Below are 20,981 nucleotides of genomic sequence, written 5' to 3' on the forward strand. Positions count from 1 at the left end.
GCAAAGCGCAGCGGAGGGGCCCGCCGCAGGCGCAACGGCGAACAACCACCGCGGCGCCGCAGACAAAAACGTGGGAAGCCAGCCCAAGCGCAGCTACCGCCGGGCAACGTCCTCCGCCGCCCGCAGCACCCGCACCGCGTTCTGCCAGGTCAGCTTGGCCAGGTCGGACTGGGACCAGTTGCGGTCCAGGAGTTCGGCGACCAGGTTCGGATAGCCCGCCACGTCGGCCAGGCCGTCCGGGGTGAAGGCGGTGCCGTCGAAGTCGCCGCCGATGCCGATGTGGTCGACGCCGGCCACCTCGCGCATGTGGTCGAGATGATCGGCGACGGTGGCCACGGTGGCCCTCGGGCGCGGGTTGGCGGCCTCGAAGGCCCGCTGGACCGTCATGCCCGCCTCGGTGGTGTCGAGGTGGTGCAGACCGTGGGCACGCATGTTCTCGTCGGCGCGCAGCGTCCACTCGACGGCCTCGGGCAGCACGAACTTCGGGACGAAGGTGGCCATCGCGACGCCGCCGTTGGCGGGCAGCTGGGCGAGCACGTCGTCGGGGATGTTGCGCGGATGGTCGCAGACGGCGCGGGCGGAGGAGTGCGAGAAGATCACCGGTGCGGTGCCGACCCGCAGCGCGTCGCGCATGGTGTCGGCCGAGACGTGCGAGAGGTCGACCAGCATCCCGCAGCGGTTCATCTCACGGACGACCTCCTCGCCGAAGGCGCTCAGGCCCTGGTGGCGCGGCTCGTCGGTGGCGGAGTCCGCCCAGTCGATGGTGCTGTTGTGGGTGAGCGTCATATAGCGCACGCCGAGTCGGTACAGCGCCCGCAGCGTGGCCAGCGAGTTGTTGATGCAGTGGCCGCCCTCGGCGCCCATGAGGGAGGCGATGCGGCCTTCGGCGCGGGCCGCCTCCATCTCGTCGGCGGTGTGCGCCAGACGCAGCTCGTCCGGGTAGCGGTGGGTCAACTGCCGTACGGCATCGATCTGTTCGAGGGTGGCGCTGACCGCCGTGTCGCCCGCGTAGTCGGCGCGTACGTACACCGACCAGAACTGCGCGCCGACGCCGCCGGCCCGCAGCCGCGGCAGGTCGGTGTGCAGATGCGCGGACTGGTCGGCGGCGATGTCGCGCCGGTCGAGGTCGTAGCCGACCTGTTCGCGCAGCGCCCAGGGCAGGTCGTTGTGGCCGTCGACGACGGGCCAGCGGGCGAGCAGGGCCCGCGCCTCCTCCAGGGAGGAGCTCACTTGGCGCCGCCGAAGCCGAAGCCGTTGGGGGTGGCGACCTTGTTGCGCAGCCGCTTGCCCTTCTCGGTGGCCTGCTCGTTCAGCTCCTGCTGGAAGTCGCGCATCCGGGCGAGGAGTTCGGGGTCGTGGGCGGCGAGGATCCGGGCGGCGAGGAGTCCGGCGTTGCGGGCGCCGGCGACCGAGACCGTGGCGACCGGCACACCGGCCGGCATCTGCACGATGGACAGGAGGGAGTCCATCCCGTCGAGGTACTTCAGCGGGACGGGGACGCCGATGACCGGCAGCGGGGTGACCGAGGCGAGCATGCCGGGGAGGTGGGCGGCTCCCCCGGCGCCGGCGATGATCGCCTTCAGGCCACGATCGGCGGCGTCCTCGCCGTAGGCGATCATCTCGCGCGGCATGCGGTGGGCCGAGACGACATCGACCTCGTAGGGGATCTCGAACTCGGCGAGAGCCTGGGCGGCGGCCTCCATGACGGGCCAGTCGGAGTCGGAGCCCATGACGATGCCGATCACGGGGAGATCAGAGGGGCGCGCGTCAGTACTCGTCGAGGGACGGCGGTCGGGCGACGGGCGGGCTGAAGTCATTCGGTGATCGTTCCTCGCAGGTAGCCGGCGGCGTGTGCGGCGCGCTCGCGCACATCCGCCAGGTCGTCGCCGTAGGTGTTGACGTGTCCGACCTTACGGCCGGGCTTCACGTCCTTGCCGTACATATGGATCTTCAGCCGCGGGTCCCGTGCCATGCAGTGCAGGTACGCGTAGTACATGTCGGGGTAGTCGCCGCCGAGGACATTGGCCATGACCGTCCAGGGGGCGCGCGGGCGCGGATCGCCGAGCGGGAGGTCGAGCACGGCACGGACGTGGTTGGCGAACTGCGAGGTGATCGCGCCGTCCTGGGTCCAGTGGCCGGAGTTGTGCGGGCGCATGGCCAGCTCGTTGACGAGGATGCGGCCGTCCGCGGTCTCGAAGAGTTCGACCGCCAGGTGGCCGACGACGCCCAGCTCCTTGCCGATCCGCAGCGCCAGCTCCTGGGCCTGGCCGGCCAGCTCGGGGTCGAGGCCGGGCGCCGGCGCGATCACGGTGTCGCAGACGCCGTCGACCTGGATGGACTCCACGACCGGATAGGCGACGGCCTGGCCGTGCGGCGAGCGGACGATGTTGGCGGCCAGTTCGCGGACGAATTCCACCTTTTCCTCCGCAAGGACGGGCACCCCGGCACGGAAGGGCTCCTCGGCCTCCTTGGAGGATCGTACGACCCAGACCCCCTTGCCGTCATAGCCGCCGCGGACGGTCTTGAGGACCACCGGGAAGCCGTCGCCCTCCGCCGCGAAACGCTCCACGTCCGCGGGGTCGGAGACGAGGCGATGGCGCGGGCAGGGGACGCCGATCGCGTCCAGCTTGGCGCGCATCACCCCCTTGTCCTGGGCGTGCACCAGCGCGTCGGGACCGGGCCGGACGGGGATGCCGTCGGCCTCCAGGGCCCGCAAATGCTCGGTGGGGACGTGCTCGTGATCGAAGGTGATCACATCGCAGCCGCGCGCGAAGGAGCGCAGCGTGTCCAGATCGCGGTAGTCGCCGATGACGACATCGCTGACCACCTGGGCCGCCGAATCCTGCGGAGTGTCGCTGAGAAGCTTGAACTTGATGCCGAGGGGGATACCCGCCTCGTGGGTCATACGGGCGAGCTGACCGCCGCCGACCATGCCGACTACCGGGAACGTCACGCCCCCCAGGGTATCCGCCCCGCGCCGCGACCCTGACCCCGGCTTGGATGATCCTCCGAGTTCGTGCGTTCGAAGATCGCCTGTGGGGCATCGACACCGACCATTAGTCTCGGGCACGGGTGTGCGACCGGTGCCGGGCTGCGGCCCGGCCAAGGGGAGGCCGGATGGAGAGCAGTGGCATATCGAGGGGCGGCCGGGCGCTGGTGATCGGCGTCGCGGTCGCCGCGCTGGTGGTCGCCGTGCACTCGGTGATCAGTCAGCTGTCCGCGCCGAAGGTCTTCGACGCGGACGACACGGAGATCGCGGTCCGGGCCGGCGACCGCTTCAGCGTGCGGGTCGAGGACGACCCGGCCGGCCGCTACCACTGGATCATCGCCCCGCCCCGACCCGACCCCGGCGTCCTCGAAGCGGCCGGCGCCCGCGAGGCCCCCGGCGGCGCCGCGCCGTCCGGCACCGGCCCCGCCCGCTACCTCGACTTCGAGGCGGTCCGTGCGGGCCGTACGGACTTACGGCTGGTGCGCTGCCGCAGTTGCGCCACCGGCGCCGAGGAGCCGGGCGCCCGCACCCTCAACTTCCGTGTCACCGTCGACTGACCGCGCGCGCCCAGGGGCCGTCCGCCCACAATGGCCGGGAGTGGGGCACCGCCGTTCGAGGCGTGGTTAGCATGAGGGTGCGGACCAGGGTTGACGGCCGCGGACACCGCCCACAACGGGGAGCTGAACGACCACCATGAGTGAACGGAGCGCGCTGCGGTCGCGGCTGGAGGCGCTCACTCGCGAGCTGGTGAAGTTCGGCGCGGTCGGCGGCGCGGGCGTCGTGGTCAACTTCGCGGTGTTCAACCTCGTACGGCAGCTGACCGAGGTGCCCGTCGTCCGGGCCAGCATCATCGCGACGGTCGTGGCGACCGGCACCAACTACCTCGGCTACCGCTACTTCACCTACCGCGACCGCGACAAACGGGGCCGCACGAAGGAACTGACGCTCTTCCTGCTGTTCAGCGCGGTCGGCCTGGTCATCGAGAACGGCCTGCTCTACATCGCGACCTACGGGTTCGACTGGGACAGCCGGCTGCAGAGCAACGTCTTCAAGTTCCTCGGCATCGGCCTCGCCACGCTCTTCCGCTTCTGGTCCTACCGCACCTGGGTCTTCCGCACGCTGCCCGCGCGGGAGGCGATAGAGACCGCCGAGTCCTTCCTCGACGACGACTCCCACCGTCCGTCGCACCCGCGCAGCGGCTCCCGCAAGTAGCCGCGGGCCGCTCACACGTCGGCGGGCTCCGCCTCGCGGGCCAGGAAGAGCGCGAAGACCGGCGGATGCTGCTGGAGCAGTTCCAGCCGCCCGCCGTCCGCCTCCGCGAGGTCCCGGGCGACGGCCAGTCCGAGCCCCGTGGAGTTGCGTCCGGAGACGGTCCGCTCGAAGACCCGCGAGCCGAGGTCCGGCGGAACGCCCGGTCCGGCGTCGGTGACCTCGACGACCGCCTGGTTGCCGGTGACGCGGGTGCGCAGCGCCACCGTCCCGTCGCCGTGCATCAGCGAGTTCTCGATCAAAGTGGCCAGCACCTGGGCGACCGCGCCCGGTGTGCCGACGGCCCGTAGCCCCTTCTTGCCGGAGCGGACGATGGCCCGCCCGGCGCTGCGGTAGGCCGGCCGCCACTCCTCGATCTGCTGCTTGACCACCTCGTCGAGGTCGAAGGCGACCGCGGAGCCGCTGCGCGGATCGCGCGAATTGGTCAGCAGCCGCTGGACGACGTCGGTCAGCCGCTCCACCTGGGCCAGCGCGATGGTGGCCTCTTCCTTCACGGTCTCCGGGTCGTCGGTGACGGTGATCTCCTCCAGCCGCATGGACAGCGCGGTCAGCGGCGTGCGCAGCTGGTGGGAGGCGTCCGCGGCCAGCCGCCGTTCGGCGGTCAGCATCCGGGCGATCCGTTCGGCGCTGGCGTCCAGCACATCGGCGACCCGGTCCAGCTCCTGGACGCCGTAGCGGCGGTGGCGGGGACGCGGGTCGCCCGAGCCGAGCCGCTCGGCGGTCTCGGCGAGGTCGGTCAGCGGCGCGGTCAGCCGGCGGCCCTGGCGGACGGCCAGCACGACGGCCGCGAGGATCGCCAGCACCGCGACGGCCAGAATGACCAGCAGGGTCCGGCCGATCTCCGAGCTGATCGTGGAACGCGACTCCTCGACCGTGACGGACTCACCGCGGTCCCCGCGCACCGTCGACTCGATGACATCGCCCGAGGGCCGCTGTCCGATCTCGATCGGCGCCTTGCCGGGCACCTTGATCTCGGCGTACCGCTTGGCGGTGATCTGCTCGGAGAGCACGTCCGGGGTGATCTTCTCGCCACCGCCCAGCCGGCTCTCCACGATCCCGACGAGCCGGACCGCCTCGGACGCCACGCTCTCCTGCGCACCGGACTGGATCGTGCGGGTCTCGACGATCACGAGCGAGACACCGAAGACGGCGATCACGACAAGCACCACGGCGAGCGTGGAGTTGATCAGGCGACGGCGCACGGGCCCCTAGCTCTTTTCGAAGCGGAAGCCGACGCCACGGACGGTGGCGATGTAGCGGGGGTTGGCGGCGTCGTCCCCGAGCTTCTTGCGCAGCCAGGAGATGTGCATGTCGAGCGTCTTGGTGGACGACCACCACGTGGTGTCCCAGACCTCGCGCATCAGCTGGTCGCGGGTGACGACCCGGCCGGCGTCGCGCACCAGGACCCGCAGCAGGTCGAACTCCTTGGCCGTGAGCTGGAGTTCCTCCTCGCCCATCCAGGCGCGGTGCGACTCGACGTCGATCCGTACGCCGTGGGTGGCGGGCGGCTGCTGGGGCTCGGCGGAGGAGCCGCGGCGCAGCAGGGCCCGGACGCGGGCGAGGAGTTCGGCGAGCCGGAAGGGCTTGGTGACGTAGTCGTCGGCGCCGGCGTCCAGGCCGACGACGGTGTCCACCTCGTCGGCCCGCGCCGTCAGCACCAGGATGGGGAAGGAATGGCCTTCGTTGCGCAGCCGGCGGGCGACCTCCAGGCCGTCCATGCCGGGCAGCCCCAGGTCCAGGACGACGAGATCGATATTGCCCTGGAGACCGGCGTCGAGCGCCGTCGGGCCGTCCTCGCGCACCTCGACTTCGTAACCCTCGCGGCGCAGTGCGCGGGCGAGCGGCTCCGAGATGGACGCGTCATCCTCGGCGAGCAGTACACGGGTCATGGCCCGATGGTAGTCCGATGTATCGCGCCCGAGGGGCGGACCAGCAGGGATGACCCGTGGCGGACCGTTTCCGCGGCCGTCACGGCCGTGAGCTGCGGACCCTTCGAAGGGGCGGCTGTGGAGGGTTCCCGACCCGAATGTGAGCGTTGTCTCACGGCGCCCAAACGCGCGTTAACGAGACGTATGGTGGCCAGACGTCCGTCGCACAACGCCGGGACCGTGGCTCTTAACCGGAGTCGGCGGTCCCTGTTGTGTGCAGGCTGGCACGACCAGTCCTGAACACAGTGAATGACCTGACGACCGGGTCCGCCGCGCAGCAGCACGGGGGGCGTGGATCCCGGTGTACGACCGTCCTGCCGGCACCCGCCTTGTGTGGTGCCGAACCCCCGGACGTGGGGTGGGCATGTCTGCACCGGTGCCGGTCAACCCCCACAAGGGCGCGTATCGGGACTCTCGAACGCGTCCCGAGCAGAACAAGGAAACTTCCATGGCGTCAAGCCTGACGAAGGACAACGCCAAGCAGGGCACCCCTGTGGACGGCGCCAAGACCTTCCTCGGCCACCCCCGCGGACTGGCCCCCCTCTTCCTGACCGAGATGTGGGAGCGCTTCAGCTATTACGGCATGCGCGCCCTGCTCGTGGTCTATCTGATCTCCGGCGGCCCGGACGCCGAGAAGGGCGCCCAGGCCGGCGGTCTGGCCATGAACGCGGTCACCGCCTCGGCCATCTACTCCATCTATGTGGCGATGGTCTATCTGCTGGCCCTGCCCGGCGGCTGGATCGGCGACCGCATCTGGGGCCCGCGCAAGACCGTCGCGGTCGCGGCCGGCGTGATCATGACCGGCCACCTGGCGCTGGCGGTACCGGGCCAGGCGATGTTCTTCGTCGGTCTGGCACTGGTCGCGGTGGGCTCCGGCCTGTTGAAGGCCAACATCTCGACGATGGTCGGCCACCTCTACGACGGACCCCAGGACCCGCGCCGGGACGGCGGCTTCACCGTCTTCTACATGGGCATCAACATCGGTGCCTTCGCGGCGCCGCTGGCCATCGGCACGGTCGGCCAGAGCGTCAACTGGCACATGGGCTTCGCGCTGGCGGCGGTCGGTATGGCCCTGGGCCTGGTGTGTTTCCTGCTCGGCACGCGCCAATTCAGCCCGAAGTCCAGCGTCGTGCCGACCCCGCTGCAGGCGGAGGAGCGCACCGCTTGGCTGCGCAAGGGCCTGATCTGGACCGCCGTCGCCGCGGTCTTCTACGGCGTGGTCGGCTTCACCGGTCACTTCACCCTGAACTGGGCGCTGGTCCCGCTCGCCCTGCTCGGCCTGGTCATCCCGATCACGGTCCTGGTGCGCATCAAGCGCGACAAGGAGCTGAGCGACACCGAGCAGACCAAGGTCAGCGGCTACATCTGGTTCTTCGTGGCCGCCGCGGTGTTCTGGATGATCTTCGACCAGGCGGGCTCGACGATGTCCGTCTTCGCGGAGAAGAAGACGAACGGCGAGGTCTTCGGGCTGAGCTTCCCCTCCTCGTGGTTCCAGTCCGTGAACCCGCTGTGGGTCATGGCCCTCGCCCCGGTGTTCGCCTGGCTGTGGCTGCGGCTGGCGCGCCGCGACCGCGAGCCGAGCACCACGGTGAAGTTCTCGATGGCGATGGTCTTCATCGGCGCTTCGTTCGCCGTCTTCATCGTCCCGATGCTGATGGCCTCGGACGGTGCGAAGGTCAGCCCGATGTGGCTGCTGTCCATCTACATGATCCAGACCATCGGCGAGCTGTGCCTGTCCCCGGTCGGCCTGTCGGTGACCACCAAGATGGCGCCGCAGAAGTACGCGAGCCAGATGCTGGGCGTGTGGTTCCTGGCCGTGACCGCGGGCGACTGCATCGTCACCCTGCTGTCCACCGGCGGCGCGGACCTGAGCGGTATCCCGGTGCTGGCCGTCGAGGCCGCCATGGCGGTGCTGGCCGGTCTGGCGATCTACCTGAGCCGCAAGAAGATCGTTGCGCTCATGGGCGACGTCCGCTGACGCGACCCGCAACCATGGAAGGGCCCGGTACGCCGCTGCGTACCGGGCCCTTCCGGTGTCCTACCGGCCGAACCGCCGCCACGGGGTGAAGGTGAAGACGGCGCCGCCGAGCAGGATGACCGTGCCGGCGACCAGGCCGAGCGCGGTCAGCGCGCCGTGATCGCTCGCTCCGGTCTCGGCGAGGCCGCCGCCGCTTCCGCCCGAGATGCCGGCCGGTCCCGCCGCGCCGCCGGAGCCCGCCGCGCCACCCGACGAACCGCCCGACGAACCGCCGGAGGTGCCGCCCGGCTGCGCCGCGGTGTCCAGCGTCAGCGAGACACCCGGGTCCTGCTCCGGGGTGCAGGTCGTGGTCGTGCCCAGGGCGTTGACGGTGAGCACGCCCGGGGTCAGCGTGGCCTTGCCGGTGGCACCCGGCTTGTAGGTGCCCTTCAGGTCGGGGACCTCGATCGGGTCGCCGGACTTGATCGGCTCGGGGTTCGTCGGCCCCTCGACCTTCACCGAGCCCTTGTCCGCGCCGCCCACCTTGACGTCCATCGACGGCTTGACCGAGTCCTTGGGGATGTCGGCCGGGCTGTCCATGACGGACTTCTTGAACTGCACCGTCAGGTCGTAACCGCCGCCCTTCTTCACGGCGTTGATCTGCACCGGCGAGGTCGCCTTCTTGTCCCCGATGGGCGTCTTGCAGGCGTAGGGGACCTTCACCTCCGTGCCCTTGTACGCGGTGCCGTCGGGGTCGCCGCCGGAGCCGCCGGTCGAGCCGCCGGAGCCGGCCGTACCGCCCGAGGTGCCGGCGCTGGTGCCGCCGTCGCTGCCGCCCCCGGTGGTGCCGCCGTTCGCGGTGCCGCCAGTGGTGCCGCCGGTGCTGCCGCCGTCGGTGCCGCCGCTCGTGGTGCCCCCGTCGGTGCCGCCCCCGGAGGACGTACCGCCCGAATCGCCGCCGCCGTCGGTCACCTTCACCGTGACCGCGGGCTTCACCTCCTCCTTGGCCGAGCACTTGGTGTCGGTGGAGATCGGCTTGTTGACGTTGATGTTGTAGAAGCCGGGCGTGAGGGTGATCTCACCGGGCTTCGTCAGCTTCAACTTGCCCGTCATGTCGGACAGCTTCATCGCGCCGCCCTTGGGAATCGGCGGATTCTCCCGCGGCCCCTGCATCGGCAGCTCGCCGGTCTGCGCCCCGGCCACCGTGAGGGTGCCGGTGGGCTGGACGGTGTTCTCCCCCAGGTCGAGGATGTCGGGGTTCTTCGACGCGGCCTCGACGGTCTTCCAGACCACCTCGATCTCGTCGCCGACCTTCGCGGTCGCGGGTGCGCTGACGGCCACCTTCGTGGTGCCCTGGATCGGCGGCAGCCCCGATATCGGCGGCGGCAGACACTCCGTCTTGTACGACACCTCCGCCGCCTGGGCGGTACCGGCCGCGGCCATCACGCCCGCACCCGCGAGCACCAGCGCGGCCGCCGAGGCCACCGCGGCTCTCCTCCGTTGCCTCATCACGCAGAACCTTTCGACGTCGGTCGTTCGGTTGATGTGGTGGTGGACGGTGCGGTGTCCGGGGTGAACCACGGCAGGGCGGCGCCGTCGCCGTCCTCCGCGGCAGCGCTGGTGCCGGTGGTGCGGGCCCTGCGGCCGGCCGCGGTGCGGGTCCTGCGGTGACCGGTGCCGCGGGCCGTACGGCGCGGGCGCACCCGGTCCACGATCGCCATCCCGACGCGGAACACCGCCGTCGGGACCACGACGCACAGCAGCACCCAGAAGAGCGTCACGCCCCAGGGCCTGCCGACCCCCCAGGGCTGCTCGACCAGGACCTTGCCGCCGTACTTGAGCGAGACCAGGTAGTCCCCGTGCGCGCCGGCCGCCAGCTCGACCGGCAGCCTGACCTCGGCCTTCTTCCCGGCGGGGACGGTCCCCCGCCACTGCTGCTCCTCCCACTGGGGGGCGAAGACGCCGTGCGAGGTGCCGACTTCGAAGACCGGGTCCTTGGCCGGCGCCGAGCCGAGGTTGCCGACCGTGACGGTCAACTCGCGCTGCGGCGGGGCGCCGAACCAGGTCAGCAGGCCGCTGCTGCCGGACAGCCGCGGCTGGGCGAGCACCGCCAGGCGGCCGCCGGTGCGCTCCTTGGGCAGTGGTGCCACGGGGTGGCCCGCCACTTTGAACGCGGCGTCCGCGGCGGCCGCCGCACCCGTCACCGTCGCCACATGCACCACACAGGGGCAGGGCTTGGGCGGCTCGGCGACCGGGAGGCGCTTGTGGAAGGCGCCGTGTGCGTCCGTTCTGACGGCCCGTCCGTCCCCGTTGGCGCAGGAGTTGGTGCCGCCGATCATGTTCTGTCCGCAGATCAGCAGCGTGAGCAGCACCTTGGGCCGCCAGCCGCTGCCGGTCACGGTGAGGGCGCCGCCCTTGCCGGCCTCCTTCTTGGAGAGCTGGACGGTGGGCTCGGCGTCGGCCCGGGCGCGCGCGCCGGCCGCGGTGTCCGGCCACACCGCCAGTGCCAGGGCCGCGCACAGGGTCAGTGCGGCCGTCAGCCTCCTCGGCCCCCGGGGCCGCCGGCCCGTGCCCGCCCTCCGGGGTGCCCCGGCGCCGGCTGCCGCGCCGGCCGTCGACCTGCCCTGCTCGCCGTTCACGATCGCGCTCCTGATCCCGTGTTCGCCAGTTGACCTGCCGCGTCGGCCACTTCGACGCCGGAGGGCCGCTCGCCGGCGGCCGCGTCCCGCTCGCCCGGCGGCCGGCCCGGGCCCTGGACGCGGCGCCACCGGACCGCCACCGCACTGCCCGCCCCCGCCGCGACGACCAGCGCCGCCGCCGCGCCGACGCCCCATGGGACGGCCGTGTACGAAGCCGTGGCGGACCCGTGCGCACCGCCCTCGGCCGTCACCGCGAGCCGTACGTCCATCGCGTCCAGAGCGGGCGGATCGGGCCATTCCTCCGTCAGGTCGACGCTCCGACCGGGCTTCAGGGTGAGCGGCAGGGTGCGGGCGGCGCGCCGCAGCACCGGTCCGGACAGCCCGTCGGCGCGCACCGCCAGCCGCGGGGTGAGCGAGGTGTTGCCGCGGTTGACCAGCGTGTACCGGATGACGGCCGCGCTCCCCCGGCCCCGCACCGCCACGTTCTCGACGGTCAGCGCGGACAGTTGTGGTCCGGTCACCCGCAGATGCACCGGTACGGTGACCCGCCCGCCTAGCCCGCCCGCGCCCCCGCCGGTCGCGACGATCGCGCCGGCCAGATCGCCGGGGAGCGCGTCGCGCGGCACGGTCGCCGAGAACGGGACGCCCGCGCGGGTGTGCGCAGGGAGCTTCACCTCGCGCGCGGCGAACGCGAGCCACGATCCGGAGCCGGATCCGGAGCCGCGCAGCCGTACGGTGACGGCGTGGCCGGTGGGGTTGCCGAGGGCGAGCCGGTCGTTCATGACGGTGCCCGGCGCGCCCTCCAGATAGAAGTACGGGCGGTCCTGTGCGCTCGGCTCGGCGCCGTCTCCGGGCGCGGGCGCCGCGGACCAGCGCGGGTCACCGGGCGCGGCGGACGGCTGCGCCCCGGCCGCGGCGGGGCACAGCAGCACGGCGACGGCCGCGAGGATCACCCCGCTGACCGCGGTGGGCGGACGGAACGGCATCGGCGGCTCCTGGTGCTCGTACGCGGAGGGCGGGACTACCGGAGCGTCAGGCCCGCTGCCGGCGGCGGGTCAGCCAGAGCGCGCCGGCCGCGCCGGCCAGCAGCACCGTGCCGCCGAGGGCGCCCAGCGCGATCGCGGAGTCCGCGGGCCCGGTCTGCGGCAGCTGCCCGCCGGAGGAGCCGCCGGCGGCCGCGCCGCCGCTGCCGCCCGAGCCGCCGGACCCCTTCACGTCGAGGGTCAGCGAGGGACCGGGCTTGTTGCTGGGGGTGCAGGTGGTGGTGGTGCCCAGCGCCTTGATGGTGAGCGTGGCGGCCGTGAAGGTGACCTTGCCGCTGCCCTTGGGCGTGTACGTACCGCTCAAGTCACTGATCTTGATGGGGGTGTTGGCCGGTATCGGCTGGTCGTTCGGGGGCCCGGCGACCGGCACCGTGCCGCTCTCCGCGCCGCCCAGCTTGATCAGCGCGCTCGGCTTCATCGCGCCCTTGCCCAGCTCCACGGGGCTGGAGGAGACGCCCTTCTCGAAGGACATCACCAGCTTGTACGCACCGCCGCTGGGGGTGCTCTTGATGTCGATGGGCGAGACCGCGCCCTTGTTCCCGATCGGTGTCCTGCACTGGTAGTCGACGTCGACGACCTCGGCGTGGGCGGCCGGCGCGGTGAGCATCACCGCGGACCCCGCCGCCATCGCCGTCGCGACGGCGAGGCCGGCCGCCCGGCGCGGACGCCTGCCGTGCTGTTCGTAGAAGCGGGTCACCTTCCGTTCCCCTTCTCCCGGTGGGCGCACCGCCGGACGTTCTGACGGCGCATCAGATTGGCCGCTCAAGGTACGCCGGGGACCTTGTCGAGGGAAGGCAATGCACAGCCCCGATCCGTACGGCCCCAGGGCGGCGGGGAAATCCGGCCGCGGCGGCGACGGTCGCGGGCGCTCCCGCTCCGCAGGGGCACCGGGGGCACAGACGACGCGAGCGCGGGCCCGCAGGCCCGCGCTCGGCTCTCTCCGCCCGTTCCGCCCGCCCGTCAGGACGGCGCGGCGAGCTCCGCCCAGACGGTCTTGCCGGCACCGTCGGCGTTGCGCACCACGCCCCAGTCCAGGCAGAGCCGCTGCACGATGAACATGCCGTGGCCACCGGGGCGGCCCGGACGGTGCGGGCTGCGCGGCGCCGGCGATCCCGCACCGAGGTCGCTGACCTCCAGGCGCAGCACCTTGGCGGTGCAGCGCAGCCGCAGCTCCTCGGGTCCTTCGGCGTGCAGGCAGGCGTTGGTGACCAGCTCCGAGACGACCAGCAGCACGTCCTCGGCGGCGGCGCGCTGATCGGCGTTGGCGGCCGGCAGCCAGCCCCAGTCGTGCAGGGCCTGCCGGGCGAAGTCACGGCCTCGTGCCACGGCGCCTCGGGTGCCCGCCAGGCGCAGCCGGCGGATCTGGCCCGCCGGCGCGGCGGACGGAACGGCGGCGGAGGCACCGGCGCCGCCCGGCTCCGGGCCGAGATCGCCCGGCGGGTACGGCCGGGTGGTGCTCATCAGCGCTTCACCTCACCGATTCGCCTATTCACGGAGAACAGATAGCTGACTGGTTGCAACGGATTCAGATGTCTCCTGCCCGACCGGACCGTGAGAACACCCACTTGTTGGGTACGGAAGTTGTGACACGTACTACGCGCCCGGAACGCATCATTCCGGGCGCCGTATGCCACGTCAGTCGGCCAGGGCCGCATCGAGGGAGTCGTGCACCGTGAAAACCGCCTCCGCGCCGGTGATCTCGAAGACCCGGGCCACCACGGGCTGCATCTCGACCAAGTGGACCCCGCCGCCTTCGGCCTCCGCTTTCAGGCGCGCACCGAGCAGCACGTTGAGGCCGGTGGAGTCCATGAACTCAAGGCGTGAGCAATCCACCACCAGGCGTGCGTATCCGTCGTCCACGCAACCTTCGAGTGACTCACGCAACAGCTCGGCGGTGTGGTGGTCAAGCTCACCCGCGACCGTCACGACCGCGCTGGCGCCGTGATGGCGGATCTCGACGTGAAGCCGACCCCGGCTCGCACTGCCGACCGTCCCGCGGTCCATGCGCGCGCACCCCTTTTGCTGTCTCGACGACGACTGATTGCTACGACTGCGCTCGTCGAACCCTACGCCTTCCTGACGCCCGCTGGTAGCCGAACAATCCGCATATTGCCCAATATACGGACAACACGCACTTGCCATCTTCAGGCAATCCCAGGTAGGCGTAGTAAGGACACATTCGAAACGGCCGGCTTTGGAGGCGCCGCACACCGCAACATCACGGAGAGGCATCGGCAGCCATATGCCGAGAACGATGGAGGAGACCATGTCACCCCGGCTCGACGAATTGCGCACCGACGACAACCGGCAGCCCGCATCGTCGACACCCCCGTCCGACCCGACCGGGCACATCCCTTCCCAGTCGCACCCTGCCGAATCAGACCTGGCGGGAATGCCTGAGATCGACGGTCTGCCCGAGATCCCGCCGTTCGACGAGGTGGGCCCGGTGGACGCGAGGGCTCTGTCCAAAACCCTCTTCGAGCGGCTCGAATCGCTTGAGGAAGGCACCCACGAATTCGCGTACGTCCGCAACACCCTGGTCGAGCTCAACCTCGCCCTGGTGAAGTTCGCGGCCTCCCGCTTCCGCTCCCGCAGCGAGCCCATGGAGGACATCGTCCAGGTCGGCACGATCGGCCTGATCAAGGCGATCGACCGGTTCGAACTCAGCCGTGGCGTCGAGTTCCCGACGTTCGCGATGCCGACCATCGTCGGCGAGATCAAGCGCTTCTTCCGCGACACCAGCTGGTCGGTGCGCGTACCGAGGCGTCTGCAGGAACTGCGCCTGGACCTGGCCAAGGCGGGCGACGAACTGGCGCAGAAGCTGGACCGCGCCCCCACGGTGCACGAACTCGCCGCACGCCTCGGCATCACCAATGACGAGGTCGTCGAGGGGATGGCCGCGAGCAACGCCTACACCGCGAGCTCGCTGGACGCCCAGCCCGAGGAGGACGACAGCGAAGGCGCCCTGGCGGACCGCATCGGCTACGAGGACCACGGCCTCGAGGGCATCGAGTACGTCGAGTCCCTCAAGCCGCTGATCGCCGAGCTCCCGCCGCGCGACCGCAAGATCCTCTCGCTGCGCTTCGTCGCCAATATGACGCAGTCCGAGATCGGCGAGGAGCTGGGCATCTCCCAGATGCACGTCTCCCGTCTGCTCTCCCGCACGCTCGTGCGGCTCCGCAAGGGCCTGATGGTCGAGGAGTGAGCAACCCGCGGTCCCTGCCGGCCCACCACGGCCGGCAGTAGCCCGCGCGGAAGAGGGCCTGCCCCGAGGCTTACTGGGGGCGGGCCCTCCTTTGCTGTTCGGCCGGGTGGGGGCGCCTGACACCGTCTTACGGCTGACGCCGCCTTACGGCTGACGCCGCCTCACCCTCGCGCGGGCCGCCGGGCGCCCGACCGGCCCTCCGACGGCCCGCAGGACGGTCCGTCAGACCAGAACTCCCTTGTGCCACACGGCCGATACGAGCGGGACGCCCGGGCGGTAGGCGAGGTGGACGTGCGAGGGCGCGTCCAGGAGGGCGAGGTCGGCGCGGGCGCCGGGGGCGATCCGGCCGACGTCCGTACGGCGCAGGGCGCGGGCGCCGCCCGCGGTGGCCGACCAGACCGCCTCGTCGGGTGTCATCCCCATGTCGCGGACGGCCAGCGCGATGCAGAAGGGCATCGAACTGGTGAAGGACGAGCCGGGGTTGCAGTCGGTGGACAGCGCGACGGTGGCGCCGGCGTCGAGCAGCGGGCGGGCGTCGGGCCACTGGGCGCGGGTGGAGAACTCGGCGCCCGGCAGGAGGGTGGCGACGGTGTCGGACTGGGCCAGGGCGTCGATGTCGGCGTCGCTCAGGTGGGTGCAGTGGTCGGCGGAGGCGGCGCCCAGTTCGACAGCGAGCTGGACGCCGGGGCCGTGGCCGAGCTGGTTGGCGTGTACCCGCGCCGCCAGGCCCCTGGCCTGACCGGCGGTCAGGACGGCGCGGGCCTGGTCGCCGTCGAAGGCGCCCTTCTCGCAGAAGACGTCGATCCAGCGGGCGTGCGGGGCGCAGGCGTCCAGCATCGGGCCGGTGACGAGGTCGACGTAGCCGGCCGGGTCGTCGGCGTAGTCCGGGGAGACGATGTGGGCGCCGAGGAAGGTGACCTCGTCGGTGTGCTCGGCGGCGATGCGCAGCGCGCGGGCCTCGTCCTCGACGGTGAGGCCGTAACCGGACTTGGTCTCCTGGGTGGTGGTGCCCTGGCGGAGCGCCTCGGCCAGATAGCGGGCGACGTTGGCGTGCAGGGCCTCGTCGGTGGCGGCGCGGGTGGCCGCCACGGTCGTGCGGATCCCGCCGGCGGAGTACGGGCGCCCGGACATCCGGGCGTTGAACTCCGCGGTGCGGTCGCCCGCGAAGACCAGGTGCGAGTGGGAGTCCACGAAGCCGGGGATGCCGGCCCGGCCGCCGGCGTCGACGGCGTTGTCAGTGGCGGGTGCTTTGCTGGAGGTACCGACCCAGGCGATGCGGTCGCCGTCGATGACGACCGCCGCGTCCTGGATCAGACCGAGGGGGCCTTCGCCGAGGGAGGGGTCGTTGGTGACGAGCTGGGCGATGTGGGTGATGGCGGTGGTCGGCGCGGAGGTCGTCGTCATCGCGGGGGTGTTCTCCTTCAGCCGCGTACGGCGGCGATGGACTCTGCGAGTGCTGTGGGCACGTCGGGGACAAGAGTGTGCACACCGTCCCGGACGATCTGCCGCCCGCCGACGATGGTGTGTCGCACATCCGCCGCGGAGGCGGCGAATACGGCCGTCTCGGCGGCCAGCCGGGGCAGTGGTCCGGCGGTGCGTACGGAGTCCAGCGCGATCGTGGTGAGGTCGGCGAGCGCGCCGGCCTCGATGCGGCCGGCGTCGTCCCAGCCCAGGGCGGCGTGGCCGTCGGCGGTGGCGGCGCGCAGCAGGGCGGCGGCCGTCCAGTGTCCGCGGGTGCGGGTGCGCAGCCGCTCGTCGAGCTCCATGGCACGGGCCTCTTCGAGCAGGTCGATGACGGCGTGGCTGTCGCTGCCGAGCGACAGTGGGCTGCCGCGGCCCTGGAGCCGGACGGCCGGGCCGATGCCGTCGGCCAGATCGCGTTCGGTGGTGGGGCACATGCACACACCGGTGGTGGAGTCGCCGAGCAGCCCGATGTCCTCGCCGGTGAGGTGGGTGGCGTGCACGGCGGTGGTGCGGCGGCCCAGCGCGCCGTGGTCGGACAGCAGCTGGGTGGGGGTGCGGCCGTGGGCCTCCAGGCAGGCGTCGTTCTCGGCGGTCTGCTCGGAGAGGTGGACGTGCAGGGGCGCCTGCCGCTCGCGGGCCCAGTCCGCGACGGTGCCCAACTGCTCGGCGGGGACGGCGCGTACGGAGTGGATGGCGGCGCCGATGCGGGCGTGCTCGCGGCCGTCCTTGAGGGCGTCGGCGCGCTGCGCCCATTGGTCGGCGGTGCCGTCGGAGAAGCGCAGCTGGTGCCGGTTGGGCGGGGCGCCGAAGCCGGCCGAGAGGTAGGCGGTGTCGAGCAGGGTGATGCGGATACCGGCGTCGGCCGCGGCCGCGATCAGCGCCTCGCCCATCGCGTTGGGGTCGCTGTAGCGGGTGCCGCCGGGCGCGTGGTGGAGGTAGTGGAATTCGCCGACGCAGGCGATGCCGGCCAGCGCCATCTCGGCGTAGACGGCGCGGGCGAGGGCGAAGTAGGTGTCGGGGGTGAGCCGGTCGGCGACGCCGTACATCACCTCGCGCCAGGTCCAGAAGGTGCCCGCGCCGACCTGGACGGTGCCGCGCAGCGCGCGGTGGAAGGCGTGCGAGTGGGCGTTGGCCAGGCCGGGGATGGTCAAGCCGCGCAGCGCGACGGCGCCGGGCGGCGGGGCGTCGATCCCCTCGCGCACGGCCGTGATCCGCCCGTCCGCGACGTCCACGGTCACACCCGGCTCGACGTGCGTGCCGAGCCAGGCGTGTTCGAGCCAGTAGCTCGTGGTTGTTGCCTGCGTCGGTGCTGCCTGCGGCGTCAGTGGCATGCCAGCCCCTCCAGTACGTCGGCGAGTGCGGTGACCCCGGCGACGCAGTCGTCCTCCTCCGCCGCTTCGGCCGGTGAGTGCGAGACGCCGGTGGGGTTGCGGACGAACAGCATGGCCGTGGGGACGGTGCCGGACAAAATGCCGGCGTCGTGCCCGGCGCCGGTGCCCAGGACGGGCACGGTGCGCCCCTGCGTCTTGCCGAGTATCGCGCTCAGCTCGTCCCGAAGGGCGTGCTGGAACTCCACGACGGGGGTGAAGGATTCGCGCACGACGGTCAGGTCCACGCCGTCGCGTGCGGCGCGCTCGGCGGCCGCCTGCTCGATCCCGTGGATCACGGTGTCCAGGGTGTCCTGGTCGGGGGCGCGGGAGTCCAGCCAGCCGCGGACGAGGGAGGGGATGGCGTTGACGCCGTTCGGCTCCACGCTGATCTTCCCGAAGGTGGCCAGGGCGCCGGCCAGCCGGGCCTGCTCGCGGGCGGCGAGCACGGTCGCGGCGTAGCTGAGCATCGGGTCGCGGCGGTCGTCGAGGCGGGTGGTGCCGGCGTGGTTGGCCTCGCCGTGGAAGTCGAAGCGCCAGCGGCCGTGCGGCCAGATGGCGGAGGCGATGCCGACCGGGTCGTCCGACAGGTCCAGCGCACGGCCCTGCTCGACGTGGAGTTCGACGAACGCGCCGATCCTGGCGAGCCGTTCGGGGTCCGGGCCGATCGCGTCGGGGTCGTATCCGGCGCGCTCCATGGCCTGCGGGAGGGTGGTGCCGTCCCCGTCGCGCAGCTGGTGCGCGGCCTCGGCGGTCAGCGCACCGGCGGCGAGCCGGGAGCCGACGCAGGCCAGACCGAAGCGGGCGCCCTCCTCGTCGCCGAAGTTGACGATCGCCAGCGGCTTGCCCGGCTCCGCTCCCCTGCTGCGCAGTTCGTCGAGCGCGGCGAAGGAGGAGACCACGCCGAGGGGGCCGTCGAAGGCGCCGCCGTCCGGTACGGAGTCCAGGTGGGAGCCGGTGACGACGGCGTCGCCGGGGGCCACGTCCTGGTAGCCGGTGGCACCGAGCCAGGCCCACTGGTTGCCGTTGCGGTCCAGTTCGTAGGCCAGGCCGCGGGCCTCGGCCTGGGCCCGGAACCACGCCCGGCAGTCGGCGTCGGCGCCGGTCCAGGCGTAGCGGCGGTAGCCCCCGGAGGAGGAGTTGCGGCCGATCGGCCGCAACTCCTGCCACATCTCGTGGAACGAGGCGGTCACGCGCCCTCGCCTTCGCCCTCGCGCATCGGGATGCGGACGCCGCGCTCGGCGGCCACCTCGTCGGCGCGCTCGTAGCCCGCGTCGACATGCCGGATGACGCCCATGCCCGGGTCGTTGGTCAGCACCCGGCGGATCTTCTCGCCGGCCAGCGCCGTGCCGTCGGCGACGGTCACCTGGCCCGCGTGGATGGAGCGGCCCATGCCGACGCCGCCGCCGTGGTGCAGCGAGACCCAGGAGGCGCCGGAGGCGACATTGACCATGGCGTTGAGCAGCGGCCAGTCGGCGATCGCGTCCGAGCCGTCCTTCATCGCCTCGGTCTCGCGGTACGGCGAGGCGACGGAGCCGCAGTCGAGGTGGTCGCGGCCGATGGCCAGCGGGGCCCGCAGCGTGCCGTCGGCGACCATCTCGTTGAACCGCTCGCCGGCCTTGTCCCGCTCGCCGTAGCCGAGCCAGCAGATCCGTGCGGGCAGGCCCTGGAAGTGGACCCGCTCCCCGGCCATCTTGATCCACCGGGCCAGCGACTCGTTCTCCGGGAACAGGTCGAGGATCGCCTTGTCGGTGGCCGCGATGTCCCGCGCGTCGCCGGACAGCGCCGCCCAGCGGAACGGCCCCTTGCCCTCGGCGAACAGCGGCCGGATGTAGGCGGGCACGAAGCCGGGGAAGGCGAAGGCCCGCTGGTATCCCGCGAGTTGGGCCTCGCCGCGGATGGAGTTGCCGTAGTCGAAGACCTCGGCACCGGCGTCCATGAAGCCGACCATCGCCTCGACGTGCCGGGCCATGGACTCACGGGCGCGGGTGGTGAAGCCGGCCGGGTCCTTGGCGGCGTAGTCGGCCATGTCGGCGAAGTCGACGCCGACCGGCAGGTAGGACAGCGGGTCGTGGGCGCTGGTCTGGTCGGTGACGATGTCGATCGGCGCGCCCTCGGCGAGCATCTGCGGCAGCAGGTCCGCGGCGTTGCCGAGCAGTCCGATGGACAGCGGCTTGCGCTGGTCGCGGGCCTCGACGGCGAGCTGGAGCGCGTGCTGGAGGTTGTCCGCGCGCACGTCCAGGTAGCGGTGCTCGATCCGGCGCTCGATGGCGCGCGGGTCGCAGTCGATGCACAGGGCGACGCCGTCGTTCATCGTGACGGCGAGCGGCTGGGCGCCGCCCATGCCGCCGAGCCCGGCGGTGAGCGTGATCGTCCCGGCCAGCGTGCCGCCGAACTTCTTCGCCGCGACGGCGGCGAACGTCTCGTACGTCCCCTGCAGGATGCCCTGCGTCCCGATGTAGATCCAGGAGCCGGCCGTCATCTGCCCGTACATGGTCAGGCCGAGGGCCTCCAGACGGCGGAACTCCTCCCAGTTGGCCCAGTCGCCCACGAGGTTGGAGTTGGCGATCAGTACGCGCGGCGCCCATTCGTGGGTCTGCATCACACCGACCGGCTTGCCGGACTGGACGAGCATCGTCTCGTCCTGCTTGAGCGTGGTGAGGGTGCGCACCATCGCGTCGAAGGAGCGCCAGTCGCGGGCGGCCTTGCCCGTGCCGCCGTAGACGACGAGCTGGTCCGGGTGTTCGGCCACCTCCGGATCGAGGTTGTTCTGCAGCATGCGCAGCGCGGCTTCCTGCTGCCATCCCCGAGCACTCAGCTCCGTACCGCGCGGTGCCCGCACGGGTCGCGGTCCCGACATGGGCCGTGCCTCCCTGACATCGAATGGATTGAGCTATTCACATACTGGCCCGGCTGAATAGTGCTAGTCAACAGGGCACGGCGAACCTCCCGCCGGGAGCGTCGCGAACCGGCCGGCGCCTCGCGAAGACCCATCACCCCGACGCGGCCGGGCACCGAAGATTCGACTTGCCCGCCGGGAAAGTCTGCGGTAACTTTCCCACTAGGCAAGTAAACGGTCCGGGGCCCGTCCGATGGGTCAGGGCCTGGTAACGGGGGACC

Annotated in this window: 19 protein-coding genes; 4 read left to right on the top strand and 15 right to left on the bottom strand. The window is 72.0% G+C overall.

Annotation, left to right across the window (positions count from 1 at the left end; all coding sequences use genetic code 11):
- Window positions 1-93 precede the first annotated feature (93 nt).
- From ACZ5XZ_RS31485 to ACZ5XZ_RS31495, 3 genes are read right to left on the bottom strand one after another with little or no spacing between them, the layout of a single operon-like run.
- Window positions 94-1,230, bottom strand: coding sequence for a dipeptidase (locus ACZ5XZ_RS31485; RefSeq protein WP_468984205.1), 1,137 nt, complete (start codon window positions 1,228-1,230; stop codon window positions 94-96).
- Window positions 1,227-1,817 (bottom strand): 5-(carboxyamino)imidazole ribonucleotide mutase, encoded by a 591-nt coding sequence (purE, locus tag ACZ5XZ_RS31490; protein WP_468984207.1) that lies wholly within the window; start codon window positions 1,815-1,817, stop codon window positions 1,227-1,229. The genes ACZ5XZ_RS31485 and purE overlap by 4 nt, the downstream gene beginning before the upstream one ends.
- Window positions 1,814-2,932 (bottom strand): 5-(carboxyamino)imidazole ribonucleotide synthase, encoded by a 1,119-nt coding sequence (locus ACZ5XZ_RS31495; RefSeq protein ID WP_468984347.1) that lies wholly within the window; start codon window positions 2,930-2,932, stop codon window positions 1,814-1,816. The genes purE and ACZ5XZ_RS31495 overlap by 4 nt, the downstream gene beginning before the upstream one ends.
- Window positions 2,933-3,117: 185 nt before the next feature.
- On the opposite strand from ACZ5XZ_RS31495, the gene ACZ5XZ_RS31500 reads away from it, so the two are divergent.
- Both ACZ5XZ_RS31500 and ACZ5XZ_RS31505 read left to right on the top strand, forming a co-directional pair.
- The gene (locus ACZ5XZ_RS31500; RefSeq protein ID WP_468984209.1) at window positions 3,118-3,546 is read left to right on the top strand and encodes a protease inhibitor I42 family protein; all 429 of its coding nucleotides are present in this window, start codon (window positions 3,118-3,120) and stop codon (window positions 3,544-3,546) included.
- Window positions 3,547-3,682: 136 nt separating this feature from the next.
- Window positions 3,683-4,201, top strand: a complete 519-nt coding sequence (locus ACZ5XZ_RS31505) for a GtrA family protein (protein ID WP_468984211.1) — start codon at window positions 3,683-3,685, stop codon at window positions 4,199-4,201.
- 11 nt (window positions 4,202-4,212) lie between these two features.
- Here the strand turns inward: ACZ5XZ_RS31505 and ACZ5XZ_RS31510 are convergent, their stop codons facing one another.
- Both ACZ5XZ_RS31510 and ACZ5XZ_RS31515 read right to left on the bottom strand, forming a co-directional pair.
- On the bottom strand, window positions 4,213-5,460 hold the full coding sequence (locus ACZ5XZ_RS31510; protein ID WP_468984214.1) for an ATP-binding protein: 1,248 nt from the start codon (window positions 5,458-5,460) through the stop codon (window positions 4,213-4,215).
- A gap of 6 nt (window positions 5,461-5,466) precedes the next feature.
- Complete coding sequence (locus tag ACZ5XZ_RS31515; protein ID WP_397847611.1) at window positions 5,467-6,147, bottom strand: response regulator transcription factor; 681 nt, start codon at window positions 6,145-6,147, stop codon at window positions 5,467-5,469.
- A 487-nt stretch (window positions 6,148-6,634) separates the two neighbouring features.
- On the opposite strand from ACZ5XZ_RS31515, the gene ACZ5XZ_RS31520 reads away from it, so the two are divergent.
- On the top strand, window positions 6,635-8,164 hold the full coding sequence (locus ACZ5XZ_RS31520; protein WP_468984216.1) for a peptide MFS transporter: 1,530 nt from the start codon (window positions 6,635-6,637) through the stop codon (window positions 8,162-8,164).
- Window positions 8,165-8,224: 60 nt separating this feature from the next.
- Here the strand turns inward: ACZ5XZ_RS31520 and ACZ5XZ_RS31525 are convergent, their stop codons facing one another.
- The 6 genes from ACZ5XZ_RS31525 to ACZ5XZ_RS31550 form a co-directional block, all read right to left on the bottom strand.
- Window positions 8,225-9,652, bottom strand: a complete 1,428-nt coding sequence (locus tag ACZ5XZ_RS31525) for a hypothetical protein (protein ID WP_468984219.1) — start codon at window positions 9,650-9,652, stop codon at window positions 8,225-8,227.
- Complete coding sequence (locus ACZ5XZ_RS31530; protein ID WP_468984221.1) at window positions 9,652-10,782, bottom strand: hypothetical protein; 1,131 nt, start codon at window positions 10,780-10,782, stop codon at window positions 9,652-9,654. The genes ACZ5XZ_RS31525 and ACZ5XZ_RS31530 overlap by 1 nt, the downstream gene beginning before the upstream one ends.
- On the bottom strand, window positions 10,779-11,768 hold the full coding sequence (locus tag ACZ5XZ_RS31535; protein WP_468984223.1) for a COG1470 family protein: 990 nt from the start codon (window positions 11,766-11,768) through the stop codon (window positions 10,779-10,781). Before ACZ5XZ_RS31535 ends, ACZ5XZ_RS31530 begins: the two co-directional genes overlap by 4 nt.
- A 46-nt stretch (window positions 11,769-11,814) precedes the next feature.
- Window positions 11,815-12,522, bottom strand: coding sequence for an LPXTG cell wall anchor domain-containing protein (locus ACZ5XZ_RS31540; protein WP_468984225.1), 708 nt, complete (start codon window positions 12,520-12,522; stop codon window positions 11,815-11,817).
- A 263-nt stretch (window positions 12,523-12,785) separates the two neighbouring features.
- Entirely contained in the window at window positions 12,786-13,286 is a 501-nt protein-coding gene (locus ACZ5XZ_RS31545; RefSeq protein WP_384433139.1) for an ATP-binding protein, read from the bottom strand.
- Window positions 13,287-13,460: 174 nt separating this feature from the next.
- The gene (locus ACZ5XZ_RS31550) at window positions 13,461-13,829 is read right to left on the bottom strand and encodes an STAS domain-containing protein (RefSeq protein ID WP_468984228.1); all 369 of its coding nucleotides are present in this window, start codon (window positions 13,827-13,829) and stop codon (window positions 13,461-13,463) included.
- 388 nt (window positions 13,830-14,217) lie between these two features.
- Between ACZ5XZ_RS31550 and ACZ5XZ_RS31555 the strand changes: the two genes are divergently transcribed.
- Window positions 14,218-15,030, top strand: coding sequence for an RNA polymerase sigma factor SigF (locus ACZ5XZ_RS31555; protein ID WP_468984349.1), 813 nt, complete (start codon window positions 14,218-14,220; stop codon window positions 15,028-15,030).
- Between the two features lie 222 nt (window positions 15,031-15,252).
- On the opposite strand, the gene hutI is transcribed toward ACZ5XZ_RS31555, so the two are convergent.
- The 4 genes from hutI to hutU are packed head-to-tail and all read right to left on the bottom strand — an operon-like array spanning window position 15,253 to window position 20,721.
- Window positions 15,253-16,434, bottom strand: coding sequence for an imidazolonepropionase (gene hutI / locus ACZ5XZ_RS31560; protein WP_468984230.1), 1,182 nt, complete (start codon window positions 16,432-16,434; stop codon window positions 15,253-15,255).
- A gap of 17 nt (window positions 16,435-16,451) precedes the next feature.
- A complete protein-coding gene (locus ACZ5XZ_RS31565; protein WP_468984232.1) occupies window positions 16,452-17,825 on the bottom strand; it encodes a formimidoylglutamate deiminase in 1,374 nt (457 codons plus the stop codon).
- The gene (locus ACZ5XZ_RS31570) at window positions 17,816-19,033 is read right to left on the bottom strand and encodes an allantoate amidohydrolase (protein WP_468984352.1); all 1,218 of its coding nucleotides are present in this window, start codon (window positions 19,031-19,033) and stop codon (window positions 17,816-17,818) included. The genes ACZ5XZ_RS31565 and ACZ5XZ_RS31570 overlap by 10 nt, the downstream gene beginning before the upstream one ends.
- A gap of 17 nt (window positions 19,034-19,050) precedes the next feature.
- A complete protein-coding gene (gene hutU, locus ACZ5XZ_RS31575) occupies window positions 19,051-20,721 on the bottom strand; it encodes a urocanate hydratase (protein WP_468984235.1) in 1,671 nt (556 codons plus the stop codon).
- Window positions 20,722-20,981 lie beyond the last annotated feature (260 nt).

This window comes from Streptomyces sp. NPDC033270, from assembly GCF_055576575.1.